Consider the following 18,317-nt stretch of genomic DNA (forward strand, 5'->3'; position numbering starts at 1 on the left):
CGTCGCTGCGCAGCGCGTAGCCGTTGCCGTTGCTCCCGGCGGCGATGGCGCGGATGTCCTCCAGGCCGGCGACCTGGACGGGCACGTTGCTGTTGATGATGGTGCCGTTGCCGAGCTGGCCGACGTTGTTGAGGCCCCAGGCCCAGACGGTGCCGTCGCCGTTGAGCGCGAACCCGGAGCCGGCCCCGCCCGCGATGGCGCGGACGTCGTCGAGGCCGGTGAGGTCGGTGACCGGCACGGGGCTGAAGCTGGGCGTGCCGGTGGTGCCGTTGCCCAGCTGCCCGAAGGTGTTGTGCCCCCAGGCCCGGGCCGCGTACGACGGGGGCGCGAACGCGTACTCCGCTCCGGGCAGCTCGCTCGTGGTGGGTGCAGCGCTCGCGACCGCGGGCAGTGCCACCGTGCCGGCTGCGGCCAGCACCACCGCCCAGGTTCCGATCCGCCGCTGTCGACTTGGCATCTGCGCGCCTCCGTACTGGTGGGTGTCATCCTCGAACCCCCGACGAACACGGAGAGTAGTTGCGTGACCTGTTCGACTATTCAGCTTGTTTAAATGTTCGCTATGCCGCGTGTTGGCGGCGCCCGTCTCAGGGGCGCGCCTTCGGGGCGGGATCCGGTGTGGCGGTGGCGGATGGGCCGCTGACGGCGAGGGCGAGCAGCTGGCGGAGATGGGTCTCCGCGCCCGGTTTGGTGACACCCAGGGACGTCAGTGGGCCGGCGCCGTCCTCCAGCTCCAGCAGCGCGAGCAGGATGTGCTCGGTGCCGACGTAGCTGTGATCCAGCCGCAGGGCCTCGCGGAAGGTCAGCTCGAGAGCCTTCTTGGCGCGCCCGTCGAAGGGGATGAGGTCGGGTACCTCCGCGACGGGCGGCGCCAGGTTCGCGGTCGCCGCCTCGCGCACGGCGGCGAGGGGGGCGCCCTGGGCGACGATCGCGGCGGCGCCGAGCCCGGCGGGGTCGGCGAGCAGGCCGAGCAGCAGATGCTCCGCGGTGATCTCGGCGTTGCCGGCGGCCCGCGCCTCGTTCTGCGCGGCGACCACGGCGTTGCGGGCCCGCTGGGTGTAGCGGCCGAAACCCTGTGCCGGGTCGAGGCTTTCCGGCTCGCCGGGCTCCTTGGGGACGAACCGCTTCTGTGCGGCCTGCTTGGTGACGCCCATGCTGCGCCCGATCTCCGTCCAGGAAGCGCCGGAACGACGGGCCTGGTCGACGAAGTGGCCGATGAGGTGGTCGGCCACGTCGCCGAGGTGGTCGGCGACCAGCACGGCGCCGGACAGCTGCTCGAGGGCGTCGGCGTGGGTCTTCTTGATCGCGGCGATCAGATCGTCGAGTCGGACGCTGTTGCTGAGGGCGGTCGGATCGATGTCTGCCATGGCGTCAACTCTAGGTTGACGATCGATTGGCGTCAACCCAAAGTTGACGCTAATCGGATCTCCGTCGTCCCTGTCCGCTCCGGACTGTTGTCGGTCGTGGTGCGAGTGTCAGTCGGTGGTACGACGCCGGTAGAGGGCGACCGCCAGCGGCGCGCACACCGCGACGATGGCCACCGACCAGAGCACCGCGGCCAGGACCGGATGCTGCATGGGCCAGGCGTGGGAGGCCGCGGACGGATTCGGGTTGCCGAACAGGTCCCGGGCCGCCGCGGTCACCGCGCTGACCGGGTTCCATTCGGCGATCGCCCGCACCACGCCCGGCATGCCCGCGGTCGGCACCATCGCGTTCGACACGATCGCCAGCGGGAACAGCAGCACCAGCGCGATCGACTGGGCGCTCTCCGGACCCTCGCTGACCATGCCCAGGCAGGCTGTGCCCCAGGCCAGCGCGTAGCTGAACAGCAGCGGGATCGCGAGCGCGCCGACGAACCCGGCGAGGGAGGTGTCCGGCCGCCAGCCGATCGCCAGGCCCGTCAGCAGCACGATCGACATGCAGACCGCGGCCGCGAGCACGTCCGACAGCGAACGGCTGACCAGGACGGCGGCCCGCCACATCGGCAGGGTCCGGAACCGGTTGACCGCGCCGGTGCGCAGGTCGTTGCTCAGCCCGACCGCGGTACCCATCGCCGAGGTGGTGAGGTTGAGCGCGACCAGTCCGGGGATCGCGAAGTCCTTGTAGTCGCCGCCGGCGACGCTCACCCCGCCGCCGAGGACGTAGACGAACAGCAGGGTGAACAGCACCGGCTGCACGGTGATGTCGGACAACTGCAGGGGCTCGCGGGCGATGTGCACCAGGTTGCGCCGGGTGAGCACGACGACATCGCGCACCGCCCGGCTGACGGCGCCGGTCCGCGCCGGCGCGGCGAGGGCCGCGGCCGGGCCGCCCGTGGTGATCGTGAGCTCGGACATCAGGCCACTCCCACCGGGCGCGCCGCGCGGTCGTCGTCGGAACGGTCGTCGTCGGAACGGTCGTCGGGACGGCTGTTCGGACCGGGCTCGGAGGCGATGCCCGGGGTGCCCGTGAGCGCGAAGAACACGTCGTCGAGGGACGGCGCGTGCACGACGACGTCGTCGACCAGCGCCCCGACGCCGTCCAGGGCCCGGATGACCGCTGTCGCCACGCCCGAGCCGCCGCGCACCGCCGCGCGCAGCCGCCGCCCGGCAGCGTCGATGTCGACGCGGCCCTCGACGAGGGGGTGCAGCGCCGCCGCCGCGCCGGCATGCGCGGCGGAGAGGGTGATCTCCAGGCGGTGGCCGCCGATCGTGGTCTTGAGCTCGTCGGCGGTGCCGCGGGCGACGACCCGCCCGTGGTCGATCACGACGATGTGGTCGGCGAGCGCGTCGGCCTCCTCCAGGTACTGCGTAGTCAGCAGGATCGTGGTGCCCGCGGCCACCAGGTCGCGCACGACCTCCCACATCCGCGCCCGGCTGGTCGGGTCCAGGCCGGTGGTCGGCTCGTCGAGGAACAGCACCGCCGGCCGCGCCACCAGGCTCGCGGCCAGGTCGAGGCGGCGGCGCATGCCGCCCGAATAGCCCTTGAGCACGCGGTCGGCGGCGTCGGTCAGCTCGAACCGCGCCAGCAGCTCGCCGGCGCGGTCGGCGGCGGCCCGCGAGCGCAGGCCGCTGAGCTCGGCGATCATCCGCAGGTTCTGCCGGCCGGTCAGCGCCTCGTCGAGGGTGGCGTCCTGGGCGGTCACCCCGATGCGGCGCCGGACCTCGCCGGCCTGGGTCACCACATCGAACCCGGCCACGCTGGCCCGGCCGGTGTCCGGCCGGGCCAGCGTGGTCAGGATGCGCACCGCGGTGCTCTTACCCGCCCCGTTCGGGCCGAGCACGCCGAGGATCGTCCCCGCGGGGACGTGCAGGTCGACCCCGGCCAGGGCCTGGGTGTCGCCGTAGCGTTTCGTGAGGCCGGTGGCCTCGATCATCGTCTGGTCCACGTGACCGCCCCCGATTCGTCAGTAACTTGCCGGCAGGTAAGATAAAACTTACTTGCCGCAAGGTAAGTAACATGAGGTCGTCGCGTCAAGTAGGTTGAGATCATGCCCAGACCCCCCGCGCCGGCTGCAGGGGAGAAGAGCACCCGGGAACGGATCCTCGACGTCGCTCTCGAGCTGTTCACGCACTCCGGCTACGAGGCGGTGTCGCTGCGTGAGATCGCGCAGCGGCTGAACATCACCAAGGCCGCGCTGTACTACCACTTCGCCAGCAAGGACGACATCCTGCTGGCGCTGCACCTGCGGCTGCACGAGCTGGGGCGGGCCGGCTTCGAGGACCTGGAGGCCGACCTCGCCAGCCCCGACCGGTGGCCCGCGGCGCTGGACCTGATCGTCGGCGCCATGCTTGCCAACCGGACGCTGTTCCTGTTCCACATGCGCAACCACCACGCGATCGAGCGGTTGCCCGACCACCACGGCCAGGGCGGGAGCCACTCCGATCTGCAGGAGCGCCTCCTGCGGATCCTGTCCAACGACGAGGTGCCGATCGAGCGGCGGGTGCGGCTGGCCTGCGCCCTGGGCGCGATCGTCGGAGGCTTCCTGCTCGGCAGCGAGGTGTTCGCCGGGGTCGGCGACGAGGATCTCGGCGTCATGGTCCGCGCCACGGTCGGTGACCTCATGCGCCCGGCCGCACCCCACCCGCCCTCCTGACCACTCTCGGTGCCCTCCTGGCGCCGCCGCATGGTCGCTCGTGTCACGATCAGGTCGTGACGGCAGGCGAGGAACCGCCGGCGACGAGCCGCCGGCGCTTTCTGGACACGACCCTGCGGCTGACGGCGTCCGGTGCGTTCACCGCCGCCGCGGGGACCCTGGCCGCCGGCTGTGACGGGTCCGGCGTCGCGGGCGATGCCGCCGGCGCCGGCGGCGGCAGGCGGGCGGTGACAGGCGCGGGCGCGGTGCGGCGGCCGTTCACCACCGGCACGCCGGGGCCGGTCACCGCGCAGGACCTCGTCGACGCCGACACGCTGTGGGGCTGGGTCGACCGGATGACCGCGGTGGGCCCCGGCACACCGGGTCGGCGGCGCACCGCGGCCACATCGACGACCTCGAGCGCCAGCTGCGCGGCTACGGCCTCACCGTGACCCGTCATCCGACCCGGCTCGCGCAGTGGCTGGCCCAGCGATGGTCACTGCAGGTCACGGACGCCGGCGGTACCGCCTGGACTGTTCCGGTCGCCTCCTACCGGCCGCGCTCCGGTGAGACCGGGCCGGCCGGGGTGACCGGCCCCGTGGTCGACCTGGGCCCCGGTGACGAGGCGGCCTACCAGGCTGCCGCCGGTGCCGGTGCCGGCGGCGCGGCGGCGCCGCTCACCGGGGCGGTGGTCGTCGTCGACGCACCGATCGCCCGGCTGCACGCCTCGGTGCTCACCGATCTCGCCTACGCGGTGCATCCCCCCACCGCCCGCGCCGAGTTCGCGCAGGAGGACTACTCCCGCGTCTGGCTGGGGGTGCCACCGGCCCCCGACCTGGCCACCGCCCGTTCCCACGGCGCCGTCGCCATGATCGAGATCTCTGATCAGAGCCCGGCGCTGGCCGCCGGCCAGTACACCCCGCACCAGCAGGAGCACGCCGGGCTGCCGGCCCTGCGGCTGGACCGGGAGTCCGGCGCCCGGCTGCGCGCGCTGCTCGCCCGCGGCCCCGCCCGGGCCACGCTCGTGCTGACGGCTGACCGGCGCGAGACCACAGTGGACTACCTGCTCGCCCGGCTGCCGGGCGCCGGACCGCCCGGCGCCCGGGCGGGCGCCGTCCTGGTCGCGACCCACACGGACGGGCAGAACGCCGTCGAGGAGAACGGCGGACCCGCGCTGTGCGCGCTCGCCGAGTACTTCAGCCGTTTCCCGGCCAGCACGCGGTCCCGTGACCTGCTGTTCATGTTCTCGCCGAACCACATGACCGCCGACGGCGCCACCGTCAAACCGGATGCCTGGCTGCGGGCCCACCCCGAGATCACCGCCGGGGTGGAAATGGCGCTCGTCGCCGAGCACCTGGGCACCCTCGGCTGGGACGACCAGGGCGGCACCGGCCCGTACCGGGCGACCGGGCGCACCGAACCGGTCGCGGTCGCCGTCGGCAACAGCGACACGCTGCGCACCCTGGCAGACGACGAGGTCCGCACCAGCCGCCTGACCCGCGCCGGCATCCAGAAGCCCTTCCAGAACGGCCTGTACGGGGAGGGCACCTTCGCCTACCGGCTGGGCATCCCCACCATCGCGATGATCACCGGCCCGGCGTATCTGCTGCAGGTCGCCCCGGGCGGCAACCTCGACAAGCTCGATCGCGCGCTGCTGCACCGGCACACGGTCTTCCTGGCCCGCCTGCTCCACCGGATGATGGAGCTGCCCGGCGACATCCCGCGCTAGGCCCGCAGCGGCGCCGGCCCGCGACGCCGTGGACCCACGGCGCACGGAATCTCGGAGCCGCCGACCCCTCAGCGCGCCGGTGCCGGGGCCGGGCGGAACAGGCCCGGGGTGGGGGAGCAGGCGGCGCGCAGCGTACGGGCCGGGCGGCCGAGCAGATAGCCCTGGCCGAAGCCGATACCGATCTCGGTGGCCGTCCGCAGCTCGGCGGTGGACTCGATGCCCTCCGCGATGACCTGGCCGCCGATCTCCCGGGCGACGCTCACGATGGCGGCCGCGACCGCGCGCCGCGCCGGGTCGACGTCCATCCGGTGGGTGATCAGATAGTCCAGTTTGACGATCTCGGGGCGCAGTTGGATGAGCTGTTCGAGCCCGGAGTAGCCGGTGCCGGTGTCGTCCACCGCGATGCGGGTGCCCAGCGAGCGCAGCGCCTGGATGTCGCGCATGACCACCGGGTCGGTGCTGAAGTACTCGTGCTCGGTGATCTCCACGATGACCCGGTCGCAGGCCCCGAACGACCGGAGCAGCCCCAGCAGGCCGGAGGCGATCGTGGCCGGTGCGGCGTTGAGCGACAGTGCCACCGAGGGCGGCAGGCCGGGCAGCACGGTGAGCGCGTGCCGGATCGCCGCCAGCTCCAGCTCGGTGCCCAGGCCCAGCTGGGCGGCGACCTTGTACCAGCCTTCCGGGTCACGCTGGGAGCCGGGGAACCTCGACAGTGCCTCGACCCCGGCGATGCTGCCGTCGGCGAGGCTGACCACCGGCTGGAACACGATCTGGGGCCCACCGTCGTCGATGATGTCGCTGATGATCCGGGAGAGGTGGCTGCGGGACTCCCACACCCGGCGCAGATCGATCACCGCGTCGCGCAGGAACGCCGCCAGCAGGTCGACGAACTGCCCGTCCCGGGGCCGCAGGTGCGGCCGCGGCTGCCGCCCGAAGCAGCCGACGATCCCGTAGACCTCGTCATCGGTGTCGTAGACCAGCGCTGCCGCGTAGGAGCCGATGTCGAGCCCGTGCACGATCGGGGCGTCGGCGGTGCGCTGGTCGGCGTGGGTGTCCGGGATGACGATCGGGGCGTCGTGCGCGAGCTCCGCGGGGTACAGCGCGGCCTGACGGCGGATGGTGCTGCCCGGCTGCAGCCCGAAGACGGACGGGTCGCCGTCGAAGACCTGCAGGAGCAGGTACTGCTCGTCGAGCCGGCCGAGGAACGCGACGTCCATCGTCAGGTGCCGGCGCAGGACGCCCAGCAGATCGGCCACCGAGGGATCGGCCTGGATCTGCTCCGTGCCGGGGTCCAGTGGTTTCGCCGGGCCCACCGGTGACGCCGTGCGCGCCATGGCACCACTCCCTCGCGCCACTGGTTTGCGCCTGCTGCTCCTGCGCCTGCTGCGTTGCTCCCCGCTAGGCATGCCCGCCCCACCCGGGGACACACCAGGGTTCGGACACCCCGGGGCTCAGAGCCAGCCGTTGCGGCGGAACGCCCGGTAGAGGGACAGGCAGATGACAGCCATCAGCGTGAGCACCGCCGGGTAGCCCCAGACCTCGCGCAGCTCCGGCATGTGCTCGAAGTTCATCCCGTAGATGCCGGCGATGGCGGTCGGGACGGCGCCGATGGCGACCCAGGCGCTGATCTTGCGCATGTCCTCGTTCTGGGCGATCGTCACCTGCGTCAGCGTCGCCTGCAGGATCGAGGACAGCAGCTCGTCGAGGTGGGCGACCCGCTGGGTCACCTGGACGAGGTGGTCGAACACGTCCCGGAAATGGTCGCGCACGTGCGGGTCGATCATCGGCAGGGCGGTGTCCGACAGCATGCGCAGCGGCCCGTTGAGCGGGGTGACGGCGTGCTTGAACTCCAGCAGCTCGCGCTTGAGCTGGTAGAGCTTCTCCACCGGGGCCCGGGCGGAGCGCTCGAACACCAGCGCCTCGACGGCGTCGACGTCGGCGTCGAGGCGTTCCACCAGCGCCAGGTAGTTGTCGACGATCCCGTCGCACACCCCGTGCAGCACCGCGGACGGCCCGTGGCGCAGCATCGCGGGCTGCGCCTCCAGGCTGGCGCGCAGCTGCTCCAGGGCACCGTGGTTGCCGTGCCGCACGGTCACCACGAAGTCCGGGCCGATGAAGACCATCACCTCGCCGGTGACGACGACCTCGGTGTCCTCGGCGATCTCGTCGTGCTCCACGTAGCTGGCGGTCTTGAGGACCATGAACAGGGTGCTGCCGTACAGTTCGATCTTGGGGCGCTGGTGGGCGACGATGGCGTCCTCCACCGCGAGCTCCGGCAGGCCGTAGAGCTCCGCGATCGAGGTGAGCTCGGTGTCGCTGGGCTCGAACAGCCCCACCCAGGCGAACGCGCCGTGGTGGCGGCGGGCGATGCGGGCCGCGGTGAGCAGGTTCGAGCCGTCGGGCACCCGGCGGCCGTCGGCGTAGACGTGGCAGGCCACCACCCGTCCGGACGGGGCCTCGCCCGTGCCGGGGGCGGGCAGCCGGCGCTTGGGCCGGGCCCGCACCAGGGAGACGGGGCGGGCCAGCGCGCCGGCGAGCAGGTCCCGCAGCGCGCCCACCCCGTGGTCGTGGTCGTGGTCCGCGCCATGCTCGGTGGACGGGTCAGCCAGACGGTCGGGATCCTGCTCAAGGTTCACGCCGTCCGCCTCCGCACGATCACTCCCGTTCCCGTCGCCGTCTGCCCGACATTCCCCGCTCGGCAGGATCAAATCCCGCCGAGTCGTCATGTCCATCCTGGCGGACGAGGGAGAAGGGGGAACGCCCGGCCGGCACCAACCGCCTGCCGGGCCCGCTGCCACGGCGGGCCCGCGGTCAGGCCTTCGGGCCGCCGGCGACGTAGAGGATCTGCCCGGAGACGAAGCTCGCGGCCTCACCGACGAAGAACGACACCGCGCCCGCGATGTCGGTGACCTGCCCGGGGCGGCCGACCGGGATCGCCGCCGTCGCCGCGGCCACGTACTCCTCCCAGCCCACACCCATGCGCTGGGCGGTCGCGCGGGTCATGTCACTGACGATGAAACCGGGCGCGACGCAGTTCACGGTGATGCCGAACTTGCCCAGCTCGATCGCCAGCGTCTTGGTGAAGCCCTGCAGGCCGGCCTTGGCGGCCGCGTAGTTCGCCTGCCCACGGTTGCCCAGCGCCGAGATGCTGGACAGGTTCACGATCCGGCCCCACCTCGCGTCCACCATGTACTTCTGGGCGGCCCGTGACATGAGGAACGAGCCGCGCAGGTGCACGCCCATGACCGCGTCCCAGTCGACCTCGGTCATCTTGAACAGCATGTTGTCGCGGGTGATGCCGGCGTTGTTGACCAGCACGGTCGGCGCGCCCAGCTCGGCGGCGACCCGGGCGACGGCCGCGTCGACCGCGACCGCGTCGGCGACGTCGGCGCCGAGGCCGATCGCCTTCCCGCCGGCGGCGATGATCGCCTCGACGGTGCCCTTCGTCGCGGACTCCTCCAGGTCGAGCACGGCCACCGCCAGGCCGTCGCCGGCCAGGCGCTGCGCGATGGCGGCGCCGATGCCACGAGCGGCTCCGGTGACGATCGCGACGCGGGTTGGGGACTCGGGCACGGGAACGTCTCCTTCGGCGACGGTGGCGGGCGCAGGCCACGCACGGCGGCCCGTCGCAGCCAAGTCAACCGGCCCACCGCGCCCGCCGCCACCGCGCTGACCTGGTCCTTTGTCACGCTGTGCGGTCAGCTGGCCGGACCGGTGCCAGGTGCAGGCACCGGGTGGCGCGAGTCCGTCGCCCACCCGCGGCCACGGATAGAATTCCGTCATACGAAGTGGATGTTCCAGCTGGTGGAAAATCAGGCTCGTCAGCCGATCCGCGCAGACGTCGCCGATCCGTGAAGGAGAACCGTGATGGCCGGTCCGAACACCCCGCCCGGAGTCGAGATCGTCCGGCCGCAGGTGCCGGGCGCGGAGCAGATCCTCACCCCGGAGGCGCTCACCCTCGTCGCCGACCTGCACCGCCGGTTCGGCGCGACCCGCGGTGACCTGCTCGCCCGCCGCGCGGCGCGGCAACGGGAGCTGTCCACCGGCGCGGACCCGGACTTCCTGCCCGAGACCCGCGACATCCGCACGGGGCAGTGGCAGGTCGCGCCACCGGCACCAGGCCTGGTCGACCGCCGGGTCGAGATCACCGGGCCGACGGACCGCAAGATGACGATCAACGCGCTCAACTCCGGCGCGAAGGTCTGGCTGGCCGACTTCGAGGACGCCAACACCCCGCTGTGGGAGAACATGATCAGCGGGCAGCTCAACCTGCGGGACGCCCTCGCCGGCACCATCAGCTTCACCAGCCCGGAGGGCAAGGCCTACACCCTCGATCCCACCGCCACCACGAGCCCGACCGGGGCCACCGGGGCGACCACGACCACCACCACGATCGTCGTGCGGCCCCGCGGCTGGCACCTCGACGAGAAGCACCTGCTGGTGGACGGCGAACCGGTGGCCGGTGCCATCGTCGACTTCGCCCTCTACGCGGTGCACTGCGGCCGCCGCCAGCTCGACGCCGGCTCCGGGCCCTACTACTACCTGCCGAAGACCGAAAGCCACCTCGAGGCACGGCTGTGGAACGACATCTTCACCCACACCGAGGACGCGCTCGGCTTCCCCCGGGGCGCGATCCGCGGCACGGTGCTGATCGAGACGATCCTCGCCGCGTTCGAGATGGAGGAGATCCTCTACGAACTGCGGGAGCACTGCGCCGGGCTGAACGCCGGCCGCTGGGACTACCTGTTCAGCATCATCAAGAAGTTCCGTGACCGGGGGGAGGCGTTCACGCTGCCCGACCGCAACGCCGTCACGATGGCCGCGCCGTTCATGACCGCCTACGCCGAGCTGCTCGTGCGCACCTGCCACCGCCGCGGCGCGCACGCGATCGGCGGAATGGCCGCGTTCATCCCGAGCCGGCGCGACCCGGCTGTCAACGCCACCGCGCTGGCCAAGGTCCGCGAGGACAAGACCCGCGAGGCCGGCATCGGCTTCGACGGCTCCTGGGTCGCCCACCCCGACCTGGTGCCGGTGTGCCGGGAGGTGTTCGACGGTGTGCTCGGCGAGCGGCCCAACCAGATCAGCCGCACCCGCGAGGACGTCACGGTCGACGCCGCCGCCCTGATCGACCTGACCACCACCCCGGGTGCCCCGACGCTCGCCGGGCTGCGCAACAACGTCAGCGTCGCCCTGCAGTACCTGCGTGCCTGGCTCGCCGGCTCCGGAGCGGTCGCGATCTTCAACCTGATGGAGGACGCGGCCACCGCGGAGATCTCCCGCTCGCAGATCTGGCAGTGGCTGCACAACGGTGTCGTGCTGGTGGGGGACAGCGGTGTCGCCGACGTCCCGGTGACCCGTGAGCTGGTCGAACGGGTCGTCGCCGAGGAGCTCGAGGTGCTGCGGGCGGCACAGGGGGAGAGCTACGACGCCGACGGCTTCGCCCGGGCGCGGGACCTGTTCGTCGAGGTCGCCCTCGCCGACGACTTCGCAGACTTCCTGACCGTGCCCGCCTACCAGCGCATGCCATGACCTCGCCGGCGGCCGATCCGCCAGTGGACCCACCAGTGGACGGCGCACCGAGCCCGCCGCCCGCGCCGGAACGGGCGGCGGGCTCGGTGCAGTCCGTCGACCGTGCGCTCGCGCTGGTCGAGCTGCTGGCCGCGGCCGGCGACGGCGCCGGGCTCACCGACCTCGCCCGCGCCACCGGCCTGCCGCAGCCGACCGTCCACCGGCTGCTGCGGGCGCTGCACGAACGCGGCTGGGTGCGGCAGGACGCCGATCGCCGCTACGCGCCCGGTGCCCGGCTGATCGGGTTGGGCAACGCGGCGCAACGGCTGCTCGCCGCCGGCGCCGAGCCGTTCCTCGGCGAGGCCGTGGCGGTGTCGGGGGAGACGGCGAACCTCGCGGTCCTGGAAGCCGACCAGGTGGTTTACGTGGCGCAGGCCGCCTCGCCGCGCCGGCTGCGCATGTTCACCGAGATCGGCAACCGGGCGCCGGCGCACAGTACCGGGGTGGGCAAGGCCATGCTGGCGTTCCTGCCGGAGCCGGCACTGCGGGCGCTGGTCGAGCGCAGCGGCCTGCCGCGGCGCACCGCGACCACGATCACCGACCCGACGGCACTGCGCGCCGAGCTCGCCGCCATCCGACAACGGGGCTACGCGACGGACGACGGCGAGGAGGAGGCGGGTGTGCGCTGTGTGGCCTTCCCGCTGACGGACCTGTCCGGCCGGGCGCCCGCCGCGCTGTCCGTGTCGGGCCCGGCCAGCCGGATCACGGCCGCCGACGTCGAGCCGCTCGCGGCCCGGCTGCTGCCCGTCGCCGCGGCCTGCGCCGACCATCTCCTGCGCCGCTGACTCGTGGAACAGGAAACCAGAACAAGATAGTCAACAGTGTTGACGCGCCGGTACGAACCAATATGATCTTGAAGCGTCGGCCCATGTCGGGCTGATCGTAGAAACGCCTGGTTTCCCGGGACCTCGGCGGCGGAACCGTCCGCCCTGATCCTGACTGGCGATGAGACTCCACACTTCCGACATCCGGTCGGCCACCAGACGACAACCCAGCAGGCAACCCCTCGGCAGGCATCGTGGCGGCGTGCGGCGCGGCCGCGGGCAGCTACCCGCGCGCGGTACCGCGCTGGGCGCGGCGATGCTCGTCGGCGCCGCGTCACTCGTCGTGGGACGCGCCGGCGCGTCGGCCGCGGCCCTTCCCGTGGCAAGTGGGAATCCCCTGCTCGCCCCCTTCGAGAGCCAGCCGGCGCGCTGGCATGAGTGCCAGGTCGGCCCGAACGACGCGGTCGGCGGCTACCTGGACGCCGTCGGCGCGCAGTGCGCCGACGTCAGCGTTCCGCTGGACTACGCACGCCCGACCGGACGGACGATCACCCTGGGGCTGGCCCGGATCCGCGCGGTGGACCAGGCGCACCGGCGCGGGCCGCTCATGGTCAACCTGGGCGGGCCCGGCGGCGGCGCGGTGGACGCCATCGCCGACATCCGCGCGATGCTCGGCCCGGTGGCGGACCGCTTCGACCTGGTCGCGATGGATCCCCGCTTCGTCGGGCGCAGCTCGGCGCTGGACTGCGGGCCGGCCCTGGGCGCCGACTGGCTGCGTGCCGCCGGGCCTGACCGGGACAGCTTCGAGCGGGTGGCCGACGAGCAGGCCGCGACGGCCGCGGGCTGCTCGTCGCACGCGGATGTGCTGCCGTTCGCCTCGACCCGCAACACCGCGCGGGACATGGACGTCGTCCGCGCGGTGCTCGGGGCGGCCACGACGTCCTACCTGGGCTACTCCTACGGCACCTACCTGGGTGCCGTGTACATGCAGATGTTCCCGGACCGGGTGGACCGGTTCGTCCTGGACAGTGTGGTGGATCCCGCCACCTACACCCCGCGGGTGCTGCGCGGCAGCGGCGATCTGCTCGAGGCGGCCCTGGGGGAGTGGGCGGCCTGGGCGGCCGGGCAGGACGCGCAGCTCGCGCTGGGGCGTACCGCCGCGCAGGTGCTGCGTACCGTCGACCGGATCTACCAGGCCGCCGCACGCCGGCCGTTGACCGTGGACGGTGTGCGCTACGACGCGTCGGACGTCCCGCGGCTGCTCATCGCTTCGCTGACCGATGACAGCGAGGACGCCGCGGCGGTTCTCGCGATGGGCGTGCGTGCCTTCGCGGACGCCGCGGACGGCCGTGCCCCGGCGACGAACCCCTACCTCGCAGAGTTCCTCCAGGGGCTCGCGACGGATGGTCCGGCCCTGCCCGGTGCCCGCGCCCACGCACAGGCGGGAACCGACGCCGGCCCTGGTGGCTCGGTGGTCAGTGCGTTCCAGAGCGCGCAGCTGGCGGTGCTGTGCGGTGACGTGCCGGCGCCCCGGATCGCCGGTGACTATCTGGCCGACATCCGCCGGCACACGGGCGCACAGCGGCATGTGGCCGGTGCCATCTGGAACATCACGCCGTGTGCCTACTGGCCGGTGCGGCCGGTGGAGCCACCGACGCGGGTCGCGAACGCGGTTCCGGCGCTGGTCGTCGCCGCCGAGAAGGACAACCGCACGCCCTACGCGGGTGCCCGGGCCCTGCACCGGGTGTTGAGCGCCTCCCGCCTGGTGACGCTTCGGGACGCCCGGGTACATGGGGTGTACCCGGGACGCAGCGGGTGCGTGGACGGCGCGGTCAACGCCTATCTGCAGAACGGGACGTTGCCGAGGGCCGACGTGACCTGTACTCGGCCGCCGGCCGCGGTGGGCTCACCGCCGCAGTGAGACCGTCTGCCGGTGTCCGCCGAGCTCTGCTGGTCGGGCCGGACACCGGCATCCCACTCCTCCCCTCAAGATAATCAACAGTGTTGACGACCCGGCGTTGCCATTTTTGATCTTGATTCACCTCACGAGATATTTGATCTCCCGCATCCACCTCCAAGCCAACCCCTGCACCGGGCTGAACCGCGTTCCTTGATCATTTTGATGCGTACCGGTTCGGCGTCGGCAGGCAAAAGCGGAACCCGCCTGTCACATCGCCGCGTCCTGCCTGGTAGACGTCTTGTGATGTGGGTGGGCCGCGTCGAGGTCACCTGCCGGTGCTCGCCTACCGGGCCCGGGGCATCGGGTGACATGACTGAAGGCGAAGGTGCGGACAATGGCGTTTACCCGGCGTGATGTAGTGACAGCGGACGGCGTGCTCGACACCTATCTGTTCGCGCCAGGCGGCGGAGCCCCGGCGCCGGTCGTGATCATGCTGGCGGATGCCTTCGGCGTGCGGGACACGGTGCTGGGCATGGCGCAGCGACTGTCCAGGTCGGGCTATCTGGTCGCGCTGCCGAACATCTTCTACCGGACGGATGAGGCGACCACCGGCTCGGTCTCGACGGATTTCTCGGATCCGTCGCTGCGGGCGAAGATGGGCGAGCGTTTCACCCGGGCGACCCCGCAGGCGGTGATGACAGATCTCGGTGCGCTGCTCGATTCGCTCGCGGGCGAGCCGGGTGTGCTGGAGGGCCCCGCCGGGATCATCGGGTACTGCATCGGCGGCCGGCTGGCGTTCACCGCGGCGACCGTACTTCCGGAGCGGATCGCGGCGGCGGCGTCGATCCACGGTGGCGGGCTGGCGACGGACGATCCGTCGAGTCCGTATCACCAGGCCGGGCAGATCCAGGGCGCGGTGTACATCGCGGCAGCGCGGAACGACAACCATCACACCGAGGCGGACCATGCGCGGCTGCTGGCCGCGTTGGATGACGCGAAGGTCGACTACGAGGCCGAGGTGCTCCCGGCGTTGCACGGCTTCGCGATGCCGGATTTCGCCGTGTACGACGAGGCGGCGGCTGAGCGTCACTGGGAGCGGTCGCTGGCACTGTTCGATCGGACGCTTCGGGCACCGGCGGCCGGCTGAACCTCGCCTGATCCGCGTCTGGTCCGCCTGGCCGGCTGAGCGGGGCTGAGCCTGGCTAGGCGGTCTCCGTCGTCGTCTCGGTTTCTCCGACCGGAGCCGGCTCCCCCGCCCGTGGCGGTGGGGCGAGGTGTGTGAGGTGGGTGCGGGCGGCGCGGAGCTCGGTGGTGAGGTCGTCGACCTGGCGTTCGGCGCGTTCCGCGCGGGTGCGAGCTTCCGCGCGGGCGTCGGCGAGGGCGGCGAGGCGTTCAGCGGCGGCCTGCTGTTCGGCGTGCAGGCGCGCCGCCGCTTCGGCGCGGAGGTGTTCGAGCTGCTCGGTGGCGGCGGCGCGGGCGTGTTGGAGTTCTTCGGCCGCGGCGGCGCGGGCACGTTCGGCGTCGGTTTTGGCCGCGGTGTGCAGGCGGGCCAGTTCGTCGCGTTCGCGGCGGGCGTCGTCGCGGATGCGGTCGCGGTCGGCCCGTAGATGGTCGCGGTCGGCGCGGAGCTCGGCGAGGTTCGCGGCGTCACGTTCGGCGGTCTGCGCGGCGGTGTGCAGGGCGGCGGTGAGTCGGTCGCGTTCGGCGGTGAGTTCGGTGCGGGTGCGTTCGGCGGCGGCGTGGATGCGGGTGATCTCGCCGGCTGCGTCGGCGCGGGCGCGGTCGATGTCGGCGGCGGCGCGGGCGCGGGCTTCCCGGATGCGTTCCTCGGCGGTGGCGTGTGCTTCGGCGACGGCGGCCGCGGCTTCGGTGTGGGCGGTGGCGGCGGCGGCTTCGCTGGCGGTGAGGCGCGCTTCGGCGTCTTCGAGGGCGGCGACGGCTTCGGCCGCGACGGCTTCGGCTTCGGCGCGGGCGCTGTGTTCGGCCCGGGCGGCCTGTTCGGCGCGGACGGCGCGGGCGACGGCTTCGGCGACCCGTTCGGCGGCTTCGGCTTCGGCGGCTTCGACCTGGGCTTCGGCGCGGGCGACGTCGCCGAGGCTGGCCATTTCGCGGGCGAAGGCGTCGAGGTTGCGGGTGAGGTCGGTGGTGAGGGTGCGGATCTGGGCTGCGAGTTCGTCGGCGCGCAGCCGGCCGCTGGCCAGGGGGCGGTGGGTGGTGGGACGTCCGCTGGCCTGGTCGGGACCGGTGGCGGTGTCGCGGCGGGCGAGGTCGCGGCGTCGGCGGTAGGCGGCGAGCCGGTTGTGGTTGGGGTCGTCGCAGTAGGCCGGGGGGCGTCCGGGGCGTTCGGTGGGGGTTATCGGCCGGTCGCAGCCGGGGAACGCGCAGGTCGGTGTCGTGGTGGCGGTGTTGCTTGTTGTGGCGGGGGTGTGCTGTCGGGGGCGGGCTGGCCGGGGGCCGCGGCGGCTGTGGGCTCGTCGTCGGTGGGGGTGGGAGTCGTCGCGGTGTCCTCGGCCGGGCTCATGCTCCGGTTCTACCGGATGGACCAGGTGACCGAGCGTGTGCGGCACGTGTGCCGCCTTGTTCCTTGTGTTCGGCGGGGTGGTGGGGGTGGTTGGTGCGGGTTGCGGGGCGCCCGGGATGCTGGGGGCATGTTGGATGAGCAGGGCTGGGAGCAGCGGTACGCGTCGCGCGAGACGGTGTGGAGTGGTCGTCCCAACGGCCAGTTGGTGGAGCGGGCGGGTGGGTTGGTGCCGGGGCGGGCGTTGGACGCCGGCTGTGGTGAGGGGGCGGACGCGTTGTGGTTGGCGGAGCGTGGCTGGCAGGTGCTGGCGGTGGATTTCTCGGCGACGGCGTTGCGGCGGGGGAAGGCCGCGGCGGTGGATCTGGGGCGGGCTGTGGCGGCGCGGGTGATGTGGATGCGGGCGGATGTGATGACCTGGTCGGGGTTGGATGCTCCGGTTGGGCGTTCTGGTGGTGAGGGTGGGCGGCCGGCGCGGGTGCCGCGGTTCGAGACCCGGTTTGATCTGGTGTCGGCGCAGTTCGTGCATGTGCCGGCTGATCGGCGGGCTGGGTTGGTGGCGCGGCTGGGTGGTGTGGTGGCGCCGGGGGGTTCGTTGCTGATGGTGGGGCATGATCCGGCTGATCTGGCGTTGGGGATTGCCCGTCCGGAGGCGGCGGATTTGTGTGCGGCGGTGGAGCTGGCGGGGTTGTTGGATCCGGTGGAGTGGGAGGTGTTGGTGGCGCAGGCGTGTCCTCGGCCGGTGGTGGTGGATGGCGGGGAGGTTGTTGTTCACGATGCGGTGCTGCATGCTCGGCGCCGGTTGGTTGAGTCTGTGGGCTAGTTCGGGTTTCTGGCTGGCGCTGCCGGCGGTTCGGGGTAGTGTGCGGCGCCGTGGCGGTGTCGCGGCGGGTTTTCGTGTCGTTGGACTGTGCCGAGGGCTCGGAGGGGCTGTTGGCGCGGTTCTGGGCGGCGATGCTGGGTGGGGAGGTGGGGTTCACCGGTTCGACGGGTGCGGTGGGGGTGCGTGCGGAGGGTTTGTGGATTGTGGCGTTTCCGGTGCCGGGGTATGTGGCGTCGACGTGGCCGCATGCGGGGGTGCCGAAGCAGATTCATCTCGATCTCGCGGTGGTGGATCTTGAGGCTGCGGTTGCGGAGGCGGTGCGGTTGGGTGCGGTGGCGGCTGCGGTGCAGCCGGATCCTGGCCGGTGGCGGGTGTTGTTCGATCCGGTTGGTCATCCGTTCTGTCTGACGACGGCGGCTCCGTCGGAGTGAGCCGGGGTGAGGCTGGCGGGGATCGGCGGCCGACGTCTGGTCGGCGGGCGGGCCGTCGGGGGCCGGTGGCGCTGCGGTGTCTGGGGGCGTCCGCGCAGGTGCCGTTCGCGGCGGTGACGAGTGTCAGTGTGGTGGTGGTTGCTGGGGATGGTGCGTTGGTGTTGGCGGATCTGGCGCGTGGGTGGGATCTTCCCGGTGGTCATGTGCAGCGGGGTGAGACGGGGGCGGAGCAGACGGCGCGGCGTGAGGTGTGGGAGGAGGTTCGGGTTCGGGTCGGGGTGTTGGAGCCGGTCGAGGTGATCGAGTCGGATCTGTTCGGTGCTGATGATCTGACCTACATGCTGGTTTTCGTGGCGCGGGTGGCTGAGTTCGCCGAGTGGTCCGGTGGGTTGGAGTCGGCGGGGCGGGTGGTGGAGTCGGCGGAGGAGTTTCTTGCTCGTTATCGGGGTGGGGATCCGGTGCTGATGCGGCATCTGGTGGAGCGGGCGTTGGCGGTTCTGGGTATGGGGATCCGGCCGGCTGATTCGTCGTAG

General features: G+C 72.4%; 17 protein-coding genes and 1 pseudogene. 10 read left to right on the forward strand and 8 right to left on the reverse strand.

The features are described from left to right. From FREUN1FDRAFT_RS17500 to FREUN1FDRAFT_RS17515, 4 genes and pseudogenes are all read right to left on the reverse strand, one after another. Positions 1-457 (reverse strand): annotated as a pseudogene (locus FREUN1FDRAFT_RS17500) (RCC1 domain-containing protein); the annotation flags it as partial. 127 nt (positions 458-584) lie between these two features. Next, positions 585-1,364 (reverse strand): Clp protease N-terminal domain-containing protein, encoded by a 780-nt coding sequence (locus FREUN1FDRAFT_RS17505; protein WP_006541451.1) that lies wholly within the window; start codon positions 1,362-1,364, stop codon positions 585-587. A gap of 108 nt (positions 1,365-1,472) precedes the next feature. Further along, positions 1,473-2,333: an ABC transporter permease gene (locus FREUN1FDRAFT_RS17510; protein WP_006541452.1), complete on the reverse strand. Its 861-nt coding sequence runs from the start codon at positions 2,331-2,333 to the stop codon at positions 1,473-1,475. Continuing rightward, positions 2,333-3,352, reverse strand: coding sequence for an ATP-binding cassette domain-containing protein (locus FREUN1FDRAFT_RS17515; RefSeq protein ID WP_006541453.1), 1,020 nt, complete (start codon positions 3,350-3,352; stop codon positions 2,333-2,335). Before FREUN1FDRAFT_RS17515 ends, FREUN1FDRAFT_RS17510 begins: the two co-directional genes overlap by 1 nt. Before the next feature lie 114 nt (positions 3,353-3,466). Here FREUN1FDRAFT_RS17515 and FREUN1FDRAFT_RS17520 point away from each other — a divergent pair, with 114 nt between their 5' ends. The 3 genes from FREUN1FDRAFT_RS17520 to FREUN1FDRAFT_RS17525 are packed head-to-tail and all read left to right on the forward strand — an operon-like array spanning position 3,467 to position 5,780. Then, entirely contained in the window at positions 3,467-4,072 is a 606-nt protein-coding gene (locus tag FREUN1FDRAFT_RS17520; RefSeq protein ID WP_006541454.1) for a TetR/AcrR family transcriptional regulator, read from the forward strand. A gap of 56 nt (positions 4,073-4,128) precedes the next feature. After that, positions 4,129-4,503 (forward strand): hypothetical protein, encoded by a 375-nt coding sequence (locus FREUN1FDRAFT_RS46425; RefSeq protein WP_006541455.1) that lies wholly within the window; start codon positions 4,129-4,131, stop codon positions 4,501-4,503. Beyond that, positions 4,500-5,780, forward strand: a complete 1,281-nt coding sequence (locus tag FREUN1FDRAFT_RS17525) for a hypothetical protein (RefSeq protein ID WP_006541456.1) — start codon at positions 4,500-4,502, stop codon at positions 5,778-5,780. The genes FREUN1FDRAFT_RS46425 and FREUN1FDRAFT_RS17525 overlap by 4 nt, the downstream gene beginning before the upstream one ends. A gap of 68 nt (positions 5,781-5,848) precedes the next feature. On the opposite strand, the gene FREUN1FDRAFT_RS17530 is transcribed toward FREUN1FDRAFT_RS17525, so the two are convergent. From FREUN1FDRAFT_RS17530 to fabG, 3 genes are all read right to left on the reverse strand, one after another. Then, positions 5,849-7,114 (reverse strand): EAL domain-containing protein, encoded by a 1,266-nt coding sequence (locus FREUN1FDRAFT_RS17530; RefSeq protein WP_006541457.1) that lies wholly within the window; start codon positions 7,112-7,114, stop codon positions 5,849-5,851. Positions 7,115-7,231: 117 nt separating this feature from the next. After that, positions 7,232-8,506 carry a magnesium and cobalt transport protein CorA gene (locus tag FREUN1FDRAFT_RS17535; protein WP_006541458.1) on the reverse strand — a complete coding sequence of 425 codons (1,275 nt, stop codon included), beginning with the start codon at positions 8,504-8,506 and terminating at the stop codon, positions 7,232-7,234. Positions 8,507-8,591: 85 nt separating this feature from the next. Beyond that, complete coding sequence (fabG, locus tag FREUN1FDRAFT_RS17540) at positions 8,592-9,353, reverse strand: 3-oxoacyl-ACP reductase FabG (RefSeq protein WP_006541459.1); 762 nt, start codon at positions 9,351-9,353, stop codon at positions 8,592-8,594. Positions 9,354-9,647: 294 nt separating this feature from the next. Between fabG and aceB the strand changes: the two genes are divergently transcribed. The 4 genes from aceB (at position 9,648) to FREUN1FDRAFT_RS17560 (ending at position 15,159) form a co-directional block, all read left to right on the forward strand. Beyond that, positions 9,648-11,309 carry a malate synthase A gene (gene aceB, locus FREUN1FDRAFT_RS17545; RefSeq protein ID WP_006541460.1) on the forward strand — a complete coding sequence of 554 codons (1,662 nt, stop codon included), beginning with the start codon at positions 9,648-9,650 and terminating at the stop codon, positions 11,307-11,309. After that, positions 11,306-12,133 (forward strand): IclR family transcriptional regulator, encoded by an 828-nt coding sequence (locus tag FREUN1FDRAFT_RS17550; RefSeq protein ID WP_006541461.1) that lies wholly within the window; start codon positions 11,306-11,308, stop codon positions 12,131-12,133. Before aceB ends, FREUN1FDRAFT_RS17550 begins: the two co-directional genes overlap by 4 nt. A 241-nt stretch (positions 12,134-12,374) precedes the next feature. Continuing rightward, on the forward strand, positions 12,375-14,033 hold the full coding sequence (locus FREUN1FDRAFT_RS17555; RefSeq protein ID WP_006541462.1) for an alpha/beta hydrolase: 1,659 nt from the start codon (positions 12,375-12,377) through the stop codon (positions 14,031-14,033). Between the two features lie 373 nt (positions 14,034-14,406). Beyond that, the gene (locus tag FREUN1FDRAFT_RS17560) at positions 14,407-15,159 is read left to right on the forward strand and encodes a dienelactone hydrolase family protein (protein WP_006541463.1); all 753 of its coding nucleotides are present in this window, start codon (positions 14,407-14,409) and stop codon (positions 15,157-15,159) included. Positions 15,160-15,214: 55 nt separating this feature from the next. Here FREUN1FDRAFT_RS17560 and FREUN1FDRAFT_RS47715 read toward each other — a convergent pair whose 3' ends face one another. Continuing rightward, positions 15,215-16,579, reverse strand: a complete 1,365-nt coding sequence (locus FREUN1FDRAFT_RS47715; protein WP_063745321.1) for a hypothetical protein — start codon at positions 16,577-16,579, stop codon at positions 15,215-15,217. Positions 16,580-16,663: 84 nt separating this feature from the next. Between FREUN1FDRAFT_RS47715 and FREUN1FDRAFT_RS46440 the strand changes: the two genes are divergently transcribed. The 3 genes from FREUN1FDRAFT_RS46440 to FREUN1FDRAFT_RS47720 all read left to right on the forward strand — a co-directional run bounded on the left by FREUN1FDRAFT_RS46440 (position 16,664) and on the right by FREUN1FDRAFT_RS47720 (position 18,317). Continuing rightward, the gene (locus FREUN1FDRAFT_RS46440) at positions 16,664-17,353 is read left to right on the forward strand and encodes a bifunctional 2-polyprenyl-6-hydroxyphenol methylase/3-demethylubiquinol 3-O-methyltransferase UbiG (RefSeq protein ID WP_304412150.1); all 690 of its coding nucleotides are present in this window, start codon (positions 16,664-16,666) and stop codon (positions 17,351-17,353) included. Positions 17,354-17,403: 50 nt separating this feature from the next. Beyond that, positions 17,404-17,784 carry a VOC family protein gene (locus tag FREUN1FDRAFT_RS17575; protein ID WP_035952043.1) on the forward strand — a complete coding sequence of 127 codons (381 nt, stop codon included), beginning with the start codon at positions 17,404-17,406 and terminating at the stop codon, positions 17,782-17,784. 113 nt (positions 17,785-17,897) lie between these two features. After that, positions 17,898-18,317, forward strand: coding sequence for an NUDIX hydrolase (locus tag FREUN1FDRAFT_RS47720; RefSeq protein ID WP_304412151.1), 420 nt, complete (start codon positions 17,898-17,900; stop codon positions 18,315-18,317).

This window comes from Parafrankia sp. EUN1f (assembly GCF_000177675.1).
Lineage (GTDB): Bacteria > Actinomycetota > Actinomycetes > Frankiales > Frankiaceae > Parafrankia.